Below are 14,450 nucleotides of genomic sequence, written 5' to 3'. Positions count from 1 at the left end.
GGCAGATTCAGGCGTTTTCGAGCAGGTTATGCAGCTCGACGAATTGCTGGGTCAATTTGTGCCGTGGATCGAGGTGGATCAGCGGTGTATTGGCCTGATGGGATTCGCGCATGCGCACCGAGCTGGTCAGGTACACCGGCAGCACCGGTAAACCTTCGGCGATCAACTCGTCGAGAATTTGCTGCGGCAGGCTGGCGCGAGCCTGGAACTGATTGACCACGATGCCTTCGACTTCCAGGCCTTCGTTGTGGTCATCCTTCAATTCTTCGATTTCCGCCAACAGACCGTACAGCGCCTGGCGCGAGAAGCTGTCGCAGTCGAAGGGGATCAGCACCCGGTCCGCGGCAATCAATGCTGATACCGCGTAGAAGTTCAGCGCTGGCGGGGTATCAAGGTAGATGCGGTCGTAATCTTCCCCCAGCTCCTCAAGCAATTTGCGCAGCTTGTTGATCTTGTGTTTGGCCTCAAGCTTGGGCTGCAGGTCAGCCAACTCGGCGGTCGCGGTGATGACGTGAAGGTTGTCGAACGGCGTTTCGTAGATATCGACCTGGTTTTTCTTCGCGAACGGTCCAGAGGAAAGGGTTTGCTTGAAGAAGTCGGCGATGCCCATCGGGATATCATTCCCGGTGAGGCCCGTCAGGTACTGAGTGGAGTTGGCCTGGGCATCGAGATCCACCAACAGGGTGCGATAACCCTCGCTGGCGCTGACCGCCGCCAGATTGCAGGCAATGCTGGATTTGCCCACGCCACCTTTCTGATTGAACACCACGCGCCGCATGTCAAAACCTCCGTGTATCAAAGAATGACCGAGTGTAGTAGTCCACGGCGCTGCTTTGCTACCTCGTCGGCATGGGGACTACACAGTCAGCGGCAATCTCTCAGTAAAAAACCGCCGAACCTGCCATTGATCACGGACAGAGCCGACAGACGTGCCCACCACGCCTGGGGATAATGGCCAAACGACAGCTTTCCCCGGACCAACCAGTACATTTCATTGAGCAAAATGTAACCATCATTTGCTACACGCCCGCCGCGACGGGATAATGCGCGCCATTCGGCGCCAAGCGCCAAGCGCCACGTAAGGTCGTCGCTTTTTTTGCGACTCGCCGCGTCAAGAAAGCCCGCAGGGGCGGGAAGAATGCCTGTGATCAATTTCAACATCGCCCAATGGCGCGCGTGGGCCCCTGGGCTCGAAAGCGTGGACGATTGGCAGGCCTGGAGCCGACAACCGGTCGTTCTTCAGAGCAGCGATGCCGCCCCCGACGTGTCTTTTCTGCCGGCCATGCAACGCAGGCGGCTCAGCCGTCTGGCGCGGATGGCATTCAGCGTCGGCTGGCCCCTGGCCGATGGTCGCCAGGACCTACCGTTGGTCTTTATTTCCCGTCATGGCGAAACACCCCGCACGTTCGAAATCCTGAGCGATCTGGCAGCGGACCAACCGTTGTCACCGACTCAATTCAGCTTGTCGGTACATAACGCGGTCATTGGCCTGTGGTCGATCATGCGCGGAGAAACCAGCGAAATGACCGCCCTTGCCGCCGCAGGCGATGGCCTTGAACACGGCATGCTAGAGGCCGCGGCGCTGCTTGCCGAAGGCGCGCCTGCGGTACTGCTGATCGTCACCGAAGAACAACCGCCCGAAGCCTATTCGGCCTGGATCGAAGACGTGCCGTTTCCCTATGCCGTCGGTCTGCTACTGACACCGGGTACCGGCTGGCAGCTGTCCCTGAACAGCGGTCCGGATACGTTGTCCAAAGCCCAGTGGCCCCATGCCCTGAATCTCTTGCGTACCCTGCTTGGCCAGCAGACCACCTGCCAACATGCCTGGAAAAATCGTGTATGGACCTGGCAACGCAACCTGTAACCGGAAAAAACCGCGACGCCTACTATTGGCGTTTGCTGGCCACCGCCGCAAGCTTCACCCTGTTCGGGTTGGGTGGGCTGTGCCTGCGGCTGGTGGTTTTCCCGTTGCTGAACTGCCTGCCCGGCGATGCGCAGACCCATCGATTGCGGGCACGGCAAACCGTCAGTCGCTGCTTTTGGTTTTTTGTCCGGTTCATGGCCCGCACCGGCGTACTGACCTACGACATCCAGGGTGCGGAAAAGCTCGGTCGCCCGGGCCAGATGATCATGGCCAACCACCCGTCGCTGATCGATGTGGTGTTCCTGATCGGACTGGTGCGTCACGCCAACTGCGTGGTCAAAAAAAGCCTCTGGGAGAACCCCTTCACCCGCGGTCCGCTGCGCCGCACCGACTACATCAGCAACGACGGCAGCATGGACATGCTCGACGCCGCGGCTGACGCACTGAAAAGCGGCCAGACCCTGATCATCTTTCCCGAAGGCACCCGCACCCAGCCAGGCGAACCGCCGGCCTTTCATCGGGGTGGCGCGGCAATCGCCCTGCGTGGTGCGAAAATTCTGACCCCGGTGATCATCAAGGTCAGCCCGACCACATTGACCAAGGCCGAACCCTGGTATCGCATCCCGAAACGTCGCGTGCACTTCAGTTTCCGCGTTGGGGCCGATATAGACCCACAAGCCTTTGCCGCGTGCGGCCCTGCGCCTCAAGCTTCGCGCAAGCTCAACGATTATTTGCATTCTTACTTTATTAAGGAGCTCGCCGAAGATGAGCGATCTGCACCGTGAAATCAAAGAACTGATCATCGAATCCCTCGGCCTCGAAGACATCAGCGCACAAGACATCGGCGATGACCAGACGCTATTCGGCGAAGGCCTGGGCCTGGACTCGGTAGACGCCCTGGAACTCGGCCTGGCAATCCAGAAAAAGTACGGCATCAAAATCGACGCCGACGCCAAAGACACTCGTAATCACTTCAGCAACGTGGCGAGCCTTGCGGCGTTCGTCACCGCAAAACAGGCAGCTTGAGACCGGACCATGCAAACTCGTGACGACATTTTCAACACCCTGCGCGATGCCTTGGTCGAACTCTTCGAGCTGGACCCTGAGCGCGTGAGCCTCGAATCCAATCTGTATCAGGATCTGGAAATCGACAGCATCGACGCCGTCGACCTGATCGACCACATCAAGCGTCAGACCGGCAAGAAAATCGCCGCCGAAGAATTCAAATCGGTGCGCACCGTCAGCGACGTGGTCGAGGCGGTCTACCGTCTGGTTCAACCGGCCGCATGAGTCGACTGATCGGCCTTGGCCTGCTGCTGGCGGGCCTGCTGTACCCCTTTGCGGTGTATTTCGGCATGGAACACTTTGCTCCGTGGCAGTTCGGTCTGCTGCTGGGCAGCCTGTGGCTGGCCCGGGCGCTGCTCGGTGCGCGTCGCCCCGGCAGCCTGTGGATGGCGCTCACCGCGATTGGCTTTTGCCTGTTGCTCGCGCTGTTCGACAGCCCGTTGTTGCTGCGTTGGTACCCGGTGCTGATCAGCGCGTTCATGCTTGGGCTGTTTGGCCTGAGCCTGAAAATCGGACCGCCGATGGTAGAGCGCTTGGCACGCCTGCGTGAACCGCAGTTGCCGGCCAGGGCGATTGTTTATACCCGCCAGGTGACGATCGTCTGGTGTGTGTTTTTCCTCTGTAACGGTTTGCTCGCCGCCGCCCTGACCCTATGGGCGCCGCTGAGTTGGTGGATGTTGTACACCGGCCTGATTTCCTATGGATTGATGGGCCTGCTGTTTGCCATTGAATGGCTCATACGACAACGGGTACGAGGCCACCCATGAATTGGATAACACTTGAGCAGCTGTTGCTCAAGGCTCAGCCGGAGCGTGCCGTAACGGCCGAACCGGCGTTGAATCACGCACACCTGTGCGAACAGGCGTTGAGCCTCGCGGCCGGCCTGCAATCCCAGGGCGTGCAGCGCATTGCCGTGCACCTTGAAGACGCCGCTGACCTGGCGATCGCCCTGTTCGGTGCCTGGCGTGCCGGGGTCAGCGTGCTGTTGCCTGCCGACCTGCAACCGCAGACTCGCCAACGCTGGTCGAGCGAAGTCGATCTGTGGCTGACCGATCTGGCCGATGACGCGCACCTCATCGATTATCGGCATGCGCCAATGTCCCCAGCGGCACTGGATCTGGATGCCTGTCAGCTAAGCCTGTGTACGTCCGGCTCCAGCGGCGAACCCAAGCGCATCGACAAAACCCTGCGCCAGATAGCCAATGAAGTTCAGGCGCTGGAACAGCTCTGGGGCGCCGATCTGGGCCAGGCGTGCATCATCGGCAGCGTCGCCACCCAGCACATCTACGGTCTGCTGTTTCGGGTGCTGTGGCCGTTGTGCGCCGGGCGCCCGTTCGTGCGCAAGCAACTGGCCTTCCCGGAAGACTTGCAGCGCGCCAGCCGCGAACATCCGGCGTTCGCCTGGGTCGCCAGCCCAGCGCTGCTCAAGCGCATGGGCGACAACCTCGACTGGCCTGCCTTGAGTGCGGTTCGCCGAGTGTTCTCCTCCGGTGGCGCGTTACCGGCCGAGGCCGCGCTAAGCCTTCACGAGCGCCTGCAGCAATGGCCGACGGAAATCCTCGGCAGCTCGGAAACCGGTGGCATCGCCTGGCGTCAGGGGCACGATCTCTGGCGGCCGTTCGCTGACGTTGAGCTGAGTCAGGACAGCGATGGCGCGCTGCTGATCACCTCTCCTTACTTGCCGGCCGGCCACATCGAACACAGCGCTGATGCCGCCAGAATCGCTGCCGACGGCAGATTCGAACTGCTCGGACGGCTGGACCGGATCGTCAAACTGGAAGAAAAACGTATCTCGCTGCCGATGCTGGAAAACGCGCTGATGGACCATGACTGGGTCGCAGAAGCCCGCCTCGGTGTGGTCCAGGAAAACCGTGCCTCGCTGGGTGCGCTGCTGGTGCTGACGGACGCAGGCCTGCATGCCTTGCGCAATCAGGGCCGACGCACCCTTACGCAAGAATTGCGTCAGCACCTGAGCCAGCATTGCGAAGCCCTGGCCCTGCCACGACGTTGGCGATTGCTGCGGCAGCTGCCCTTGAATACTCAAGGCAAACTGCCTCAAGCCGACGTCGAAGCCTTGCTGCTGGCCCCCCGCCCCAAGGCGCCGGAAGTGTTGGAACAGGTCGAATTCGAAGGTGAGTGGAGCCTGCAACTGACGGTGCCGCCGGACTTGGCCTACTTCAGCGGACACTTCCCCCAAACGCCGGTGCTGCCTGGTGTGGTGCAGGTGGATTGGGCGCTGAGCCTTGGCCAGCAATTGATGGACCTGCCGGCCAAATTCGCCGGCATGGAAGTGCTGAAGTTCCAGCAACTGGTGCGCCCGGGCGATGAAGTCCAGCTGCACCTGCGCTTTGACCCGGAGCGCGGCAAACTGTATTTCGCCTATCGCAATGAAACCGCGACGTGCTCCAGTGGGCGGATTTTGCTGGAGGCGTCGCGTGATGCATAACCTTGGTGAGTGCTGCGCACTCAATCGCGAGCAGGCTCACTCCCACATTGGATATGTAAACAACGCGGCCCTACTGTGGGAGCGAGCCTGCTCGCGATGCAGTCACCTCGGTTTTTCAGGCGTGCGCCGACATGCATAACCCCTGCGCAATCATCCCGGTCTACAACCACGAAACCGCGATTACCACGGTGGTCGACGCGTTGATCGCCAGCGGCCTGCCGTGCATTCTGGTAGACGACGCCAGCGACCAACCCTGCGCCAGAGTGCTCGACCGACTGGCCCAGCGTGAAATGGTCAACCTGATCCGCCTCGCCGCCAACCAGGGCAAGGGCGGTGCGGTCATGACCGGCCTGCGTGAAGCCTCGCGCCTGGGCTTCAGCCACGCCTTGCAGGTGGACGCCGATGGCCAACACGACCTGCAAGACGTCGCGACCTTCATCCAACAATCACGCGCTCATCCCAATGCGGTGATCTGCGGTTATCCCCAATACGACGCCAGCGTGCCGAAAGGCCGTTTGTACGCCCGCTACCTGACGCACGTGATGGTGTGGATCAACACGCTTTCATTGCAGATCCGCGACTCCATGTGCGGTTTCCGCGTCTACCCATTACCCCCGACCCTGGCGCTGATCGACTCGGCGAAGATCGGCAAGCGCATGGACTTCGACTCGGACATCCTCGTGCGGCTGGCCTGGCGCAATCTGCCGATGCAGTGGCTGCCGACCAAGGTCCATTACCCGCAGGACGGTGTCTCGCATTTCCGTATGTTCCACGACAATGTGCTGATTTCGATCATGCACACCCGGCTGTTCTTCGGCATGTTGCTGCGGGCGCCGGTGATCCTCTGGCGACGGTGGCGAGCATGAGCAGCAACGCAGACAAACAGCACTGGGCCGACCGTCAGGAGCGCGGCAGTTTCTGGCTGATGAAGCTCACCGCATTCGGCGCCAAAGTGCTGGGCCGGCGGCTGCTGAGTCCGCTGCTGTACGGCATCGTTTTGTACTTTTTCCTGTTCGGTCGCAGCGCCCGCCGCAGCGCCTGGCAATACCAGCAGCGCCTCGCGGACTGGAGCGGTCGCAGCGAATTGCGTCCAACCCACTGGCGAGTGTTCAGCCAGTTCATGGCCTTCGCCGATTCGATGCTCGACAAACTCGACGTGTGGAACGGCAAGCTGAGCATCGAGCAGATCGAAATCGTCGACCCGGCGCTGCTGCGCACTCAGCTGCGCGGCACTCGCGGGCAGATGCTGGTGGGCGCGCACCTGGGCAATCTCGAAGTCTGTCGCGCCCTGGCGGAAATCGGTGAGAAGGTCACCATGAACGTGCTGGTGCACACCAAGCACGCCGAGCAGTTCAACCGTTTGCTGGGCGAAGCCGGCGCGACCAATTTGCGGCTGATTCAGGTCAGTGAGCTGGACCCGGTGATCATGCTGCAACTGCATGAACGCCTGGAACGTGGCGAGTGGCTGGCGATTGCCGGCGACCGCGTCCCCTTGCATGGTGGGCGTAGCGTGACCGTGGACTTCCTCGGTCATCAGGCCGCGTTCCCTCAAGGACCGTGGCTGCTGGCCGGCTTGCTGAAATGCCCGATCCATCTGCTGATGTGCCTGAAGAAACCGACGGGCCAATATCGAGTGACCCTCGAACCGTTTGCCGAGACCGTGGTGTGGAAACGCAGCGACCGCGAACAGGTCATTCATCAGTGGGCTTCCCGCTACGCCGAACGCCTGGGTCACTATTGCCTCGAAGCGCCCCGACAATGGTTCAACTTTTACCCTTTCTGGAAGACCGATGACGACGCCAACGCTTGAGCCGGTAACCTTCGGCGAACTCCCTTTGCGCATCGAAGACGTGCTGGCCGCGGCCAACCGTCAGGTGCCGACGCAGTTGCAAAGCGACCCTGCGTACCGTGAGCGCATTGCCAAGGGCGCACGATTCCTCGATTCCCTGCTGGACAAGGAAGGCGTGATCTATGGCGTGACCACCGGTTACGGCGACTCCTGCGTGGTCGCGGTGCCGCTGCACCACGTCGAGGCGTTGCCCCGTCATCTGTACACGTTCCACGGCTGCGGCCTGGGCAAACTGCTCGACGCCCAAGCCACGCGCGCGGTGCTGGCGGCGCGTTTGCAGTCGCTGTGCCACGGCGTGTCCGGGGTGCGCGTGGAACTGCTGGAACGCCTTCAGGCGTTTCTCGAACACGACATCCTGCCGCTGATCCCGGAAGAAGGTTCGGTGGGCGCCAGCGGTGATCTGACGCCACTGTCCTACGTCGCCGCGACCTTGTCCGGCGAGCGCGAAGTGATGTTCCGTGGTGAGCGCTGGCAAGCCGCCGACGTCCATCGCGAACTCGGCTGGACACCGCTGGTGCTGCGCCCGAAAGAAGCGCTGGCATTGATGAACGGCACCGCCGTGATGACCGGCCTCGCCTGCCTGGCCTACGCCCGCGCCGATTACCTGCTGCAACTCGCCACGCGCATCACTGCGCTGAACGTGGTCGCGCTGCAAGGCAATCCAGAGCATTTCGACGAACGCCTGTTCGCCGCCAAACCGCATCCGGGGCAGATGCAAGTGGCCGCGTGGCTGCGCAAGGATCTGGCGATCGACGCGCCGACCGCACCGCTGCATCGCCTGCAAGACCGCTACTCCCTGCGTTGCGCGCCGCACGTCCTCGGCGTGCTCGCCGACAGCCTGAACTGGCTGCGCTCCTTCATCGAAATCGAGCTCAACAGCGCCAACGACAACCCGATCATCGATGCCGAAGCCGAACGCGTGCTGCACGGCGGGCACTTCTACGGTGGCCACATTGCGTTCGCCATGGACAGCCTGAAAAACCTGGTGGCCAACGTGGCCGATCTGCTGGATCGCCAACTCGCGCTGCTGGTGGACGAGCGCTACAACCATGGCTTGCCGAGCAATCTGTCCGGCGCCACCGCTGACCGGGCGATGCTCAACCACGGCTTCAAAGCCGTGCAGATCGGCACCAGCGCCTGGACCGCCGAAGCGTTGAAAAACACCATGCCGGCCAGCGTTTTCTCGCGTTCCACTGAATGCCACAACCAGGACAAGGTGAGCATGGGCACCATCGCCGCCCGCGATGCGATCCGCGTACTGGAGCTGACCGAACAGGTCGCCGCCGCCACCTTGCTCGCCGCCAACCAAGGCGTGTGGCTGCGCAGCAAGGCCGAGGACGCGCGTCCGTTACCGCCAGCCCTGGCCGCCATGCACGAAGAGCTGGCAAAAGACTTCCCGCCGGTCATAGAAGACCGCGCCCTGGAAGGCGAATTGCGTCTGTGCCTCAAGCGTATCGCCGAGCAACACTGGAGGCTGCATGCGTAGCAAGGGAGTGCTTCACGCCGATACGGAAATCCTCGTGCCGTTCTTTGACGTCGACACCATGAACGTCGTTTGGCACGGCCATTACGTCAAATACCTGGAAGTCGCCCGTTGTGCGCTGCTGGACAAGATCGGCCACAACTACACCGCCATGGTCGAGTCGGGTTACGCCTGGCCGGTGATCGACCTGCAATTGCGCTATGTGCGCGGCGCCGTGTTCGGACAGAAGCTGAACGTACGCGCCAATTTGGTGGAGTGGGAGAACCGTTTGAAGATCAATTACCTGATCAGCGACCTGGAAACCGGTGAGCGTTTGACCCGCGCCAGCTCGGTGCAGGTCGCCGTCGACATGGGCAGCCGCGAAATGCAGTTGGCCTCACCGAAGATCTTCACCGATGCCGTTGAAAGGATGCTCGCATGAACCCGTTTTTCAAATGCCTCGGCGCGTTGGCACTGCTCGGGCTGTCATCGATTGCTCACGCCTTCGATTTGCAACAGCTCAGCGATCAGTTGGCCAAGCCTGATGTGATACACGGCAATTTCATTCAGGAAAAACACCTGCGCGCGTTGCCCAAGCCGCTGACCAGCAAGGGCACGTTCGTCCTCGCTAAAAACCACGGATTGCTGTGGTTGCTGAAAACCCCGCTGCAACAGGATTACCGCATCAGCGCCAAAGGCATCGCCCGACGTGACGCCAGCGGCTGGCAAATGCTCCCGAGCAAGAGCGCTGGCGCCGAGCAGAACCGTTTGTTCCTCGCCGTATTGCAAGGTGACAGCAGCGGACTGCAACGGGACTTTGAATTGTCCCTTAGCGGCGACGCGCAGAACTGGAAGCTGACACTGATCCCGCGTTCATTGCTGCTCAAGCAAGTGTTCAACCAGATCAACATCACCGGCAGCGAATTGGTGCACAGCATCGAACTGCTGGAAACCCAGGGCGACAGCACCCTTTTGCGCATGCAGGACAGCACCAGCGCCCAACCGTTGAGCGACACGGAGCAACATGACTTTGCCGAGTGAACGCAGGCTTCCGTGGCTGTTTCTGATCCTGCTGCTGGCGGTGCTCGCGCTCGCCGGTTGGCAATGGCGTGACGGCGCACCGCTGTCGGCCAACCTGATGGACCTGGTGCCGGGCACGGCGCCAGACGCGCTGGAACTGCGCGCCGAACAACGCATGCAAGAACCGCTGAACCGCGAAATGCTGGTGCTGGTTGGCCATAAGGATCGACCGCAAGCCGTCGCCATGGCGCAGAAACTGGGCGAGCAGTGGCAGGCCAGTGGTTTGTTCGAGAAGGTTCAGTGGAACCTGCAAGCCGACTTACCCGCGCTGCGCACGCAACTGCTGCAGGGCCGATTGGCGATGCTCTCGGCGATGGACCGGCAGCAACTGATCGAACATCCCGACGCCTTTATCCAGCAACGCGTGCAAGCGCTGTTCGATCCGTTTACCGGTTTCAGCCTGGTGCCGAGCCAGGATGACTGGCTGGGCCTGACCGGGCGCATCCAGAACAGCCAGCCGCAACACGGCGCCGTGCAACTGGACATCGGCAGCGGTGCACTGGTCGCCGATGCCGACGGCAAGAGCTGGGTGTTGCTGCGGGCAAAAACCACCGGCAACGCCTTCGACATGAGCCTGCCGCTGCAAGTGGCGGACTTGCTCGAACACAGCCGCGAAGAAGCGGCTCAGGCCGACGTGCAATTGCTCGCCGCCAGCGGTCTGCTGTACGCGGCCAACGGTCAGCGACAGGCCACCCGCGAGATGACATGGGTCGGAGGCGGCGCCACTGTCGGTATTCTGTTGCTGCTGTTGCTGGCCTTCCGCCGCTGGCGTGTCTTGCTCGCTTTCGTTCCGGTACTGGTGGGCATGCTGTTTGGTGCGGTGGCGTGCGTGGCGCTGTTCGGTCACATGCATGTGATGACGTTGGTGCTGGGTTCGAGCCTGATCGGCGTGGCCGTCGATTACCCGCTGCATTACCTGTCGAAAAGCTGGAGCATGAGACCCTGGAACAGCTGGCCGGCATTACGCCTGACCCTGCCGGGCCTGACGCTGAGCCTGATCACCAGTTGCATCGGCTACCTGGCCCTGGCCTGGACACCGTTCCCGGCCCTGACCCAGATTGCGGTGTTCTCCGCCGCCGGCCTGCTCGGCGCCTACCTGTCTGCGGTGTGCCTGTTGCCAGCGCTGCTCAAGGGCGTGAACCTGCGACCGGCGCACTGGCCGCTGAGTGTCTGCGAGTGCTTGCTGAACCTGCGCGAAGCGCTGCTCAAACACGTGAGTACGCCGGTGTTGCTGGCGCTGCTGATTGCCTTCTGCGTCGGCGGTCTGTTGCAGCTCGAGAGCAAAAACGATATCCGTCAGTGGATCGGCGCTCCCCAGCAATTGACCGACGAAGCCCAGGCCATTGCGCGCATCACCGGTTATCAGCCGACCAGCCAGTTCTTCCTGGTGCGCGCGGCCAATCAGCAGGAATTGCTCGAACGCCAGACCGCGCTCAGCGAGCGGCTGGATCAGTTGGTCAACCTGGAAAAACTCAAGGGTTACCTGTCACTGAATCAACTGGTCAGCCAACCGAGCGATCAGCACAAAGTGCGCGACGCATTGAGCAAGTTGCCGCAGTTCTGGCAGCCCTTGCTCGACCTCGGCGTACCGGCAGAAGCACTGCAGGCCGAGCTTGCAACGTTGCAGGCGCTGCCCGTCGAAGACATCGACGCATCGCTGGTCGGTCCGCTGGCGGAACCTTATCGCACTCTGTGGCTGGGGCCGACCGATGACGGCGTGGCGGCAATGGTCAGCCTGCAAGGCCTGAACAATCCTGCGCTGTTGCGGGTTCAGGCGCTGGACTTGCCGGGCGTCGAACTGGTCGACCGTCTTGGTGAATTGAACAGCGTTTTCGCCGCGACACAGATCAGCGCGGCGGAGCTGAAACTCGCCTCCTGCGTGTTGATCGTGCTGGTGCTGATCCTGCCCTTTGGTTTCGGTGGTGCGTTGCGCATCGTCTCGCTGCCCTTGCTCGCCGCCCTGTGCAGCCTCGCCAGCCTTGGCTGGATGGGGCAACCGCTGACGCTGTTCAGCCTGTTTGGCCTGTTGCTGGTGACGGCGATCAGCGTCGATTACGCGATCCTCATGCGCGAACAGGTCGGCGGCGCCGCCGTAAGCCTGCTGGGCACCTTGCTGGCCGCGGTGACCACGTGGCTGTCGTTCGGTTTGTTGGCGGTGTCCAGCACGCCGGCGGTGAGCAACTTCGGTCTGTCGGTGAGCCTCGGCCTGGCCTTCAGCTTCATCCTTGCGCCGTGGGCCGGCCGCCGGGTGCATGCCGCCGCCGTCGTGGAGCCAGCAGCATGATGATTGCCCTGTTTTGGCTGATGGCCCTGGCGATGTTTGCCGTAGCCACCCGCGTGGGTCGGCACTTTGGCCTGATCCCGATCGTCAGCCAGTTGCTGCTGGCGACCTTCGGCCTGCCGTTGCTGATGTACTTCTGGATCGAGCCGGGCTGGCAGCTCAGTGGCGCCGAACTGATCTCGCCAGTGTGGCTGAAAAACCTCTACAGCCTCGCTTTTGCCTTGTTGCTGGGGCACATTCTCAGCGACGTGATTGACCTGCGGCTGGATCGCCAGAGCCTGAAAATCGCCCTGCCGAGTTTCTCCATTCCGTTCACCTGCGGGCTCGTCACGTCGGTCTGGCTGTTGCCGCCGCAACCGTGGATCAGTTCGCTGGCGGTCGGTCTAGTGTTCGCCATTACCGCCATTCCGGTGTTGTTTTTGTACCTGCGACACATCAACTACCCACCCGACGCCACCCGGCGCCTGGTGCAAACCGCGATTCTCATCGACCTGACGTGCTGGACGCTGTTCGGCTTCGCTCAGGGCAGCCTGCACCTGAGCAGTCTGTTGCTGCCGCTGGTTGGCGCCTGTCTGCCGGTGCTGTTGCGCCTGTTGGGTATGCGTCAACGGTTGCTGCACAGCGGCTGCTTCTTCGCGCTGCTGGTGGTCGCTGAACACTTCAAGCTCAACGCACTGATTTTCGGCATCGGTTATCTGCTGTGCATGGCCGCGCTGAAAGTGCCGCTGGTGTTGCCGTTGCCGGCGATCTGGATGAGCCGTCTACAGACGTGGATCGCCATTCCGCTGATCCTCACCTTCGGCATCGTGCAGATCAATGTCCACGCCGCCATGGCCAGTCTCGGCTGGGTACAATTGGCAGCGCTGCTGCTGTTGCCGATTGCCAGCAAACTGCTGGGCAACTGGCTCGGTCTCGGCTGGGCTGGCGCCTCGTTTGAAGGCGCCAGTCGCTGGCGCGAAAGCCTGCTGCTGAACATTCGCGGCTTGAGTGAGATCGTCTTTCTCAACCTGTTGCTGCAACAACAACTCATCAGCCCGGCGCTGTACTTCGCGCTGATGGTGATGGGCCTGATCGCCACACTGCTGCCGGCACTCGCTGGCATGCACCAAACCCCTTTGAATCTCGCCGCCCCGGCAAGGAGCCCCCGTGCCAACAGTTGAAATGGAACGTCGCCAGGTCGTCGTCATTGGCGCGGGTCCTTCGGGCGCCATTGCCGCCGCGCTGCTCAAGCGCAAAGGTCACGACGTGCTGATGATCGAACGCCAGCACTTCCCACGGTTTTCCATCGGTGAAAGCCTGTTGTCGCACTGCCTGGATTTCGTCGAAGAAGCCGGCATGCTCGACGCAGTGAACGCCGCCGGGTTCCAGTTGAAAAACGGCGCCGCGTTCGCCTGGGGCGAGCACTACAGCGCCTTTGATTTCGGCGACACGTTCAGCAACGGCAAGCCGACCACCTTCCAGGTCCAGCGCGCCGATTTCGACAAACTGCTGGCCGATCAGGCTGCGCTGCAAGGCGTCGACGTTCGTTATGGCGAAGCCATCGTCAGCGCCGATTTCGACCTGCCGAAGCCGCAGCTCGATGTGCTTCGCGAGGATGGCAGCCAGTACCGCGTCGAAGCTGATTTCGTGCTCGATGCCAGCGGCTACGGTCGCGTGCTGCCACGTCTGCTGGACCTTGAAGCACCGTCGAATTTCCCGGTGCGCCAGGCCGTGTTTACCCACATCGAAGACCATATCGACAGCCCGACCTTCGAGCGCGAAAAAATCCTCATTACCACCCATCCGACCCACCGCGACATCTGGTTCTGGACCATCCCGTTCAGTAATGGCCGGTGCTCGGTGGGCGTGGTTGCGGCCGCCGAACACTTCGAAGGCCGCATGGAGAATCTTGACGAGTGCCTGCGCGGCTTCATCGCTGAAACCCCAAGCCTGGCCGGCGTCCTGAAAAACGCCGTGTGGGACACGCCGGCACGCACCATCGGCGGCTACTCGGCCAACGTCAAAACCTTGCACGGCCCGGGCTTTGCGCTGCTCGGCAACGCCGCAGAATTCCTCGACCCAGTGTTCTCCTCCGGCGTGACCATCGCCATGCGCTCCGCCAGCATGGCCGCCGGCGTTTTGCATCGACAACTGCAAGGTGAAAGCGTCGACTGGCAGACCGAGTTCGCCGCACCGCTCAAGCGCGGCGTCGACACCTTTCGCTGCTACGTCGAAGGCTGGTACGCCGGGACCTTCCAGGATGTGATTTACCATCCGGACAGCTCAGCGGATATCCGCCGTATGATCAGTGCAATTCTCGCCGGTTATGCCTGGGACGAGCGCAATCCGTTCGTCAGCGAACCCAAGCGTCGGCTGCGCGTGCTGTCGGAACTCTGTGCAAGGGATGTCACATGAGTGACTTAA

General features: G+C 61.8%; 15 protein-coding genes. 14 read left to right on the top strand and 1 reads right to left on the bottom strand.

All coding sequences use genetic code 11. From position 1 onward, the window contains the following. Positions 1 to 7: 7 nt before the first annotated feature. The gene (locus tag ACYZTM_RS17660; protein WP_461983756.1) at positions 8 to 778 is read right to left on the bottom strand and encodes a ParA family protein; all 771 of its coding nucleotides are present in this window, start codon (positions 776 to 778) and stop codon (positions 8 to 10) included. Between the two features lie 360 nt (positions 779 to 1,138). Between ACYZTM_RS17660 and ACYZTM_RS17655 the strand changes: the two genes are divergently transcribed. From ACYZTM_RS17655 to ACYZTM_RS17590, 14 genes are all read left to right on the top strand, one after another. After that, the gene (locus ACYZTM_RS17655; protein ID WP_131061418.1) at positions 1,139 to 1,864 is read left to right on the top strand and encodes a beta-ketoacyl synthase chain length factor; all 726 of its coding nucleotides are present in this window, start codon (positions 1,139 to 1,141) and stop codon (positions 1,862 to 1,864) included. Then, on the top strand, positions 1,840 to 2,649 hold the full coding sequence (locus ACYZTM_RS17650; RefSeq protein WP_461983754.1) for a lysophospholipid acyltransferase family protein: 810 nt from the start codon (positions 1,840 to 1,842) through the stop codon (positions 2,647 to 2,649). Before ACYZTM_RS17655 ends, ACYZTM_RS17650 begins: the two co-directional genes overlap by 25 nt. Then, positions 2,630 to 2,890 (top strand): phosphopantetheine-binding protein, encoded by a 261-nt coding sequence (locus tag ACYZTM_RS17645; protein ID WP_131061420.1) that lies wholly within the window; start codon positions 2,630 to 2,632, stop codon positions 2,888 to 2,890. Before ACYZTM_RS17650 ends, ACYZTM_RS17645 begins: the two co-directional genes overlap by 20 nt. Before the next feature lie 9 nt (positions 2,891 to 2,899). Beyond that, positions 2,900 to 3,154 carry an acyl carrier protein gene (locus tag ACYZTM_RS17640; RefSeq protein WP_007992314.1) on the top strand — a complete coding sequence of 85 codons (255 nt, stop codon included), beginning with the start codon at positions 2,900 to 2,902 and terminating at the stop codon, positions 3,152 to 3,154. After that, positions 3,151 to 3,696, top strand: a complete 546-nt coding sequence (locus tag ACYZTM_RS17635; protein WP_461983751.1) for a COG4648 family protein — start codon at positions 3,151 to 3,153, stop codon at positions 3,694 to 3,696. The genes ACYZTM_RS17640 and ACYZTM_RS17635 overlap by 4 nt, the downstream gene beginning before the upstream one ends. Further along, positions 3,693 to 5,375: an AMP-binding protein gene (locus tag ACYZTM_RS17630; RefSeq protein ID WP_461983749.1), complete on the top strand. Its 1,683-nt coding sequence runs from the start codon at positions 3,693 to 3,695 to the stop codon at positions 5,373 to 5,375. The genes ACYZTM_RS17635 and ACYZTM_RS17630 overlap by 4 nt, the downstream gene beginning before the upstream one ends. A gap of 131 nt (positions 5,376 to 5,506) precedes the next feature. Then, entirely contained in the window at positions 5,507 to 6,241 is a 735-nt protein-coding gene (locus ACYZTM_RS17625) for a glycosyltransferase family 2 protein (RefSeq protein WP_461983747.1), read from the top strand. After that, a complete protein-coding gene (locus tag ACYZTM_RS17620) occupies positions 6,238 to 7,185 on the top strand; it encodes an LpxL/LpxP family acyltransferase (RefSeq protein ID WP_461983745.1) in 948 nt (315 codons plus the stop codon). Before ACYZTM_RS17625 ends, ACYZTM_RS17620 begins: the two co-directional genes overlap by 4 nt. Further along, positions 7,166 to 8,710 (top strand): HAL/PAL/TAL family ammonia-lyase, encoded by a 1,545-nt coding sequence (locus ACYZTM_RS17615; protein WP_461983743.1) that lies wholly within the window; start codon positions 7,166 to 7,168, stop codon positions 8,708 to 8,710. Before ACYZTM_RS17620 ends, ACYZTM_RS17615 begins: the two co-directional genes overlap by 20 nt. Continuing rightward, positions 8,703 to 9,128: an acyl-CoA thioesterase gene (locus ACYZTM_RS17610; protein ID WP_461983741.1), complete on the top strand. Its 426-nt coding sequence runs from the start codon at positions 8,703 to 8,705 to the stop codon at positions 9,126 to 9,128. The genes ACYZTM_RS17615 and ACYZTM_RS17610 overlap by 8 nt, the downstream gene beginning before the upstream one ends. Continuing rightward, complete coding sequence (locus ACYZTM_RS17605; protein WP_461983739.1) at positions 9,125 to 9,727, top strand: outer membrane lipoprotein carrier protein LolA; 603 nt, start codon at positions 9,125 to 9,127, stop codon at positions 9,725 to 9,727. The genes ACYZTM_RS17610 and ACYZTM_RS17605 overlap by 4 nt, the downstream gene beginning before the upstream one ends. After that, positions 9,711 to 12,050, top strand: coding sequence for an MMPL family transporter (locus ACYZTM_RS17600; RefSeq protein WP_131061428.1), 2,340 nt, complete (start codon positions 9,711 to 9,713; stop codon positions 12,048 to 12,050). Before ACYZTM_RS17605 ends, ACYZTM_RS17600 begins: the two co-directional genes overlap by 17 nt. Then, positions 12,047 to 13,207, top strand: coding sequence for a sodium:proton antiporter (locus tag ACYZTM_RS17595; protein WP_461983736.1), 1,161 nt, complete (start codon positions 12,047 to 12,049; stop codon positions 13,205 to 13,207). The genes ACYZTM_RS17600 and ACYZTM_RS17595 overlap by 4 nt, the downstream gene beginning before the upstream one ends. Next, positions 13,194 to 14,441 (top strand): NAD(P)/FAD-dependent oxidoreductase, encoded by a 1,248-nt coding sequence (locus tag ACYZTM_RS17590; RefSeq protein ID WP_461983734.1) that lies wholly within the window; start codon positions 13,194 to 13,196, stop codon positions 14,439 to 14,441. Before ACYZTM_RS17595 ends, ACYZTM_RS17590 begins: the two co-directional genes overlap by 14 nt. The last annotated feature ends 9 nt before the right edge of the window (positions 14,442 to 14,450 follow it).

The organism is Pseudomonas sp. MDT2-39-1, assembly GCF_054898085.1.
This window is presented reverse-complemented; position numbering and strand designations above follow the sequence as displayed.

Coding starts and splice junctions, on each gene's coding strand:
- ACYZTM_RS17625 (WP_461983747.1), top strand. CDS start 5,507: ATGCATAACCCCTGCGCAATCATCCCGGTCTACAACCACGAAACCGCG.
- ACYZTM_RS17605 (WP_461983739.1), top strand. CDS start 9,125: ATGAACCCGTTTTTCAAATGCCTCGGCGCGTTGGCACTGCTCGGGCTG.
- ACYZTM_RS17615 (WP_461983743.1), top strand. CDS start 7,166: ATGACGACGCCAACGCTTGAGCCGGTAACCTTCGGCGAACTCCCTTTG.
- ACYZTM_RS17620 (WP_461983745.1), top strand. CDS start 6,238: ATGAGCAGCAACGCAGACAAACAGCACTGGGCCGACCGTCAGGAGCGC.
- ACYZTM_RS17630 (WP_461983749.1), top strand. CDS start 3,693: ATGAATTGGATAACACTTGAGCAGCTGTTGCTCAAGGCTCAGCCGGAG.
- ACYZTM_RS17595 (WP_461983736.1), top strand. CDS start 12,047: ATGATGATTGCCCTGTTTTGGCTGATGGCCCTGGCGATGTTTGCCGTA.
- ACYZTM_RS17650 (WP_461983754.1), top strand. CDS start 1,840: ATGGACCTGGCAACGCAACCTGTAACCGGAAAAAACCGCGACGCCTAC.
- ACYZTM_RS17645 (WP_131061420.1), top strand. CDS start 2,630: ATGAGCGATCTGCACCGTGAAATCAAAGAACTGATCATCGAATCCCTC.
- ACYZTM_RS17610 (WP_461983741.1), top strand. CDS start 8,703: ATGCGTAGCAAGGGAGTGCTTCACGCCGATACGGAAATCCTCGTGCCG.
- ACYZTM_RS17660 (WP_461983756.1), bottom strand. CDS start 778: ATGCGGCGCGTGGTGTTCAATCAGAAAGGTGGCGTGGGCAAATCCAGC.
- ACYZTM_RS17655 (WP_131061418.1), top strand. CDS start 1,139: ATGCCTGTGATCAATTTCAACATCGCCCAATGGCGCGCGTGGGCCCCT.
- ACYZTM_RS17640 (WP_007992314.1), top strand. CDS start 2,900: ATGCAAACTCGTGACGACATTTTCAACACCCTGCGCGATGCCTTGGTC.
- ACYZTM_RS17600 (WP_131061428.1), top strand. CDS start 9,711: ATGACTTTGCCGAGTGAACGCAGGCTTCCGTGGCTGTTTCTGATCCTG.
- ACYZTM_RS17635 (WP_461983751.1), top strand. CDS start 3,151: ATGAGTCGACTGATCGGCCTTGGCCTGCTGCTGGCGGGCCTGCTGTAC.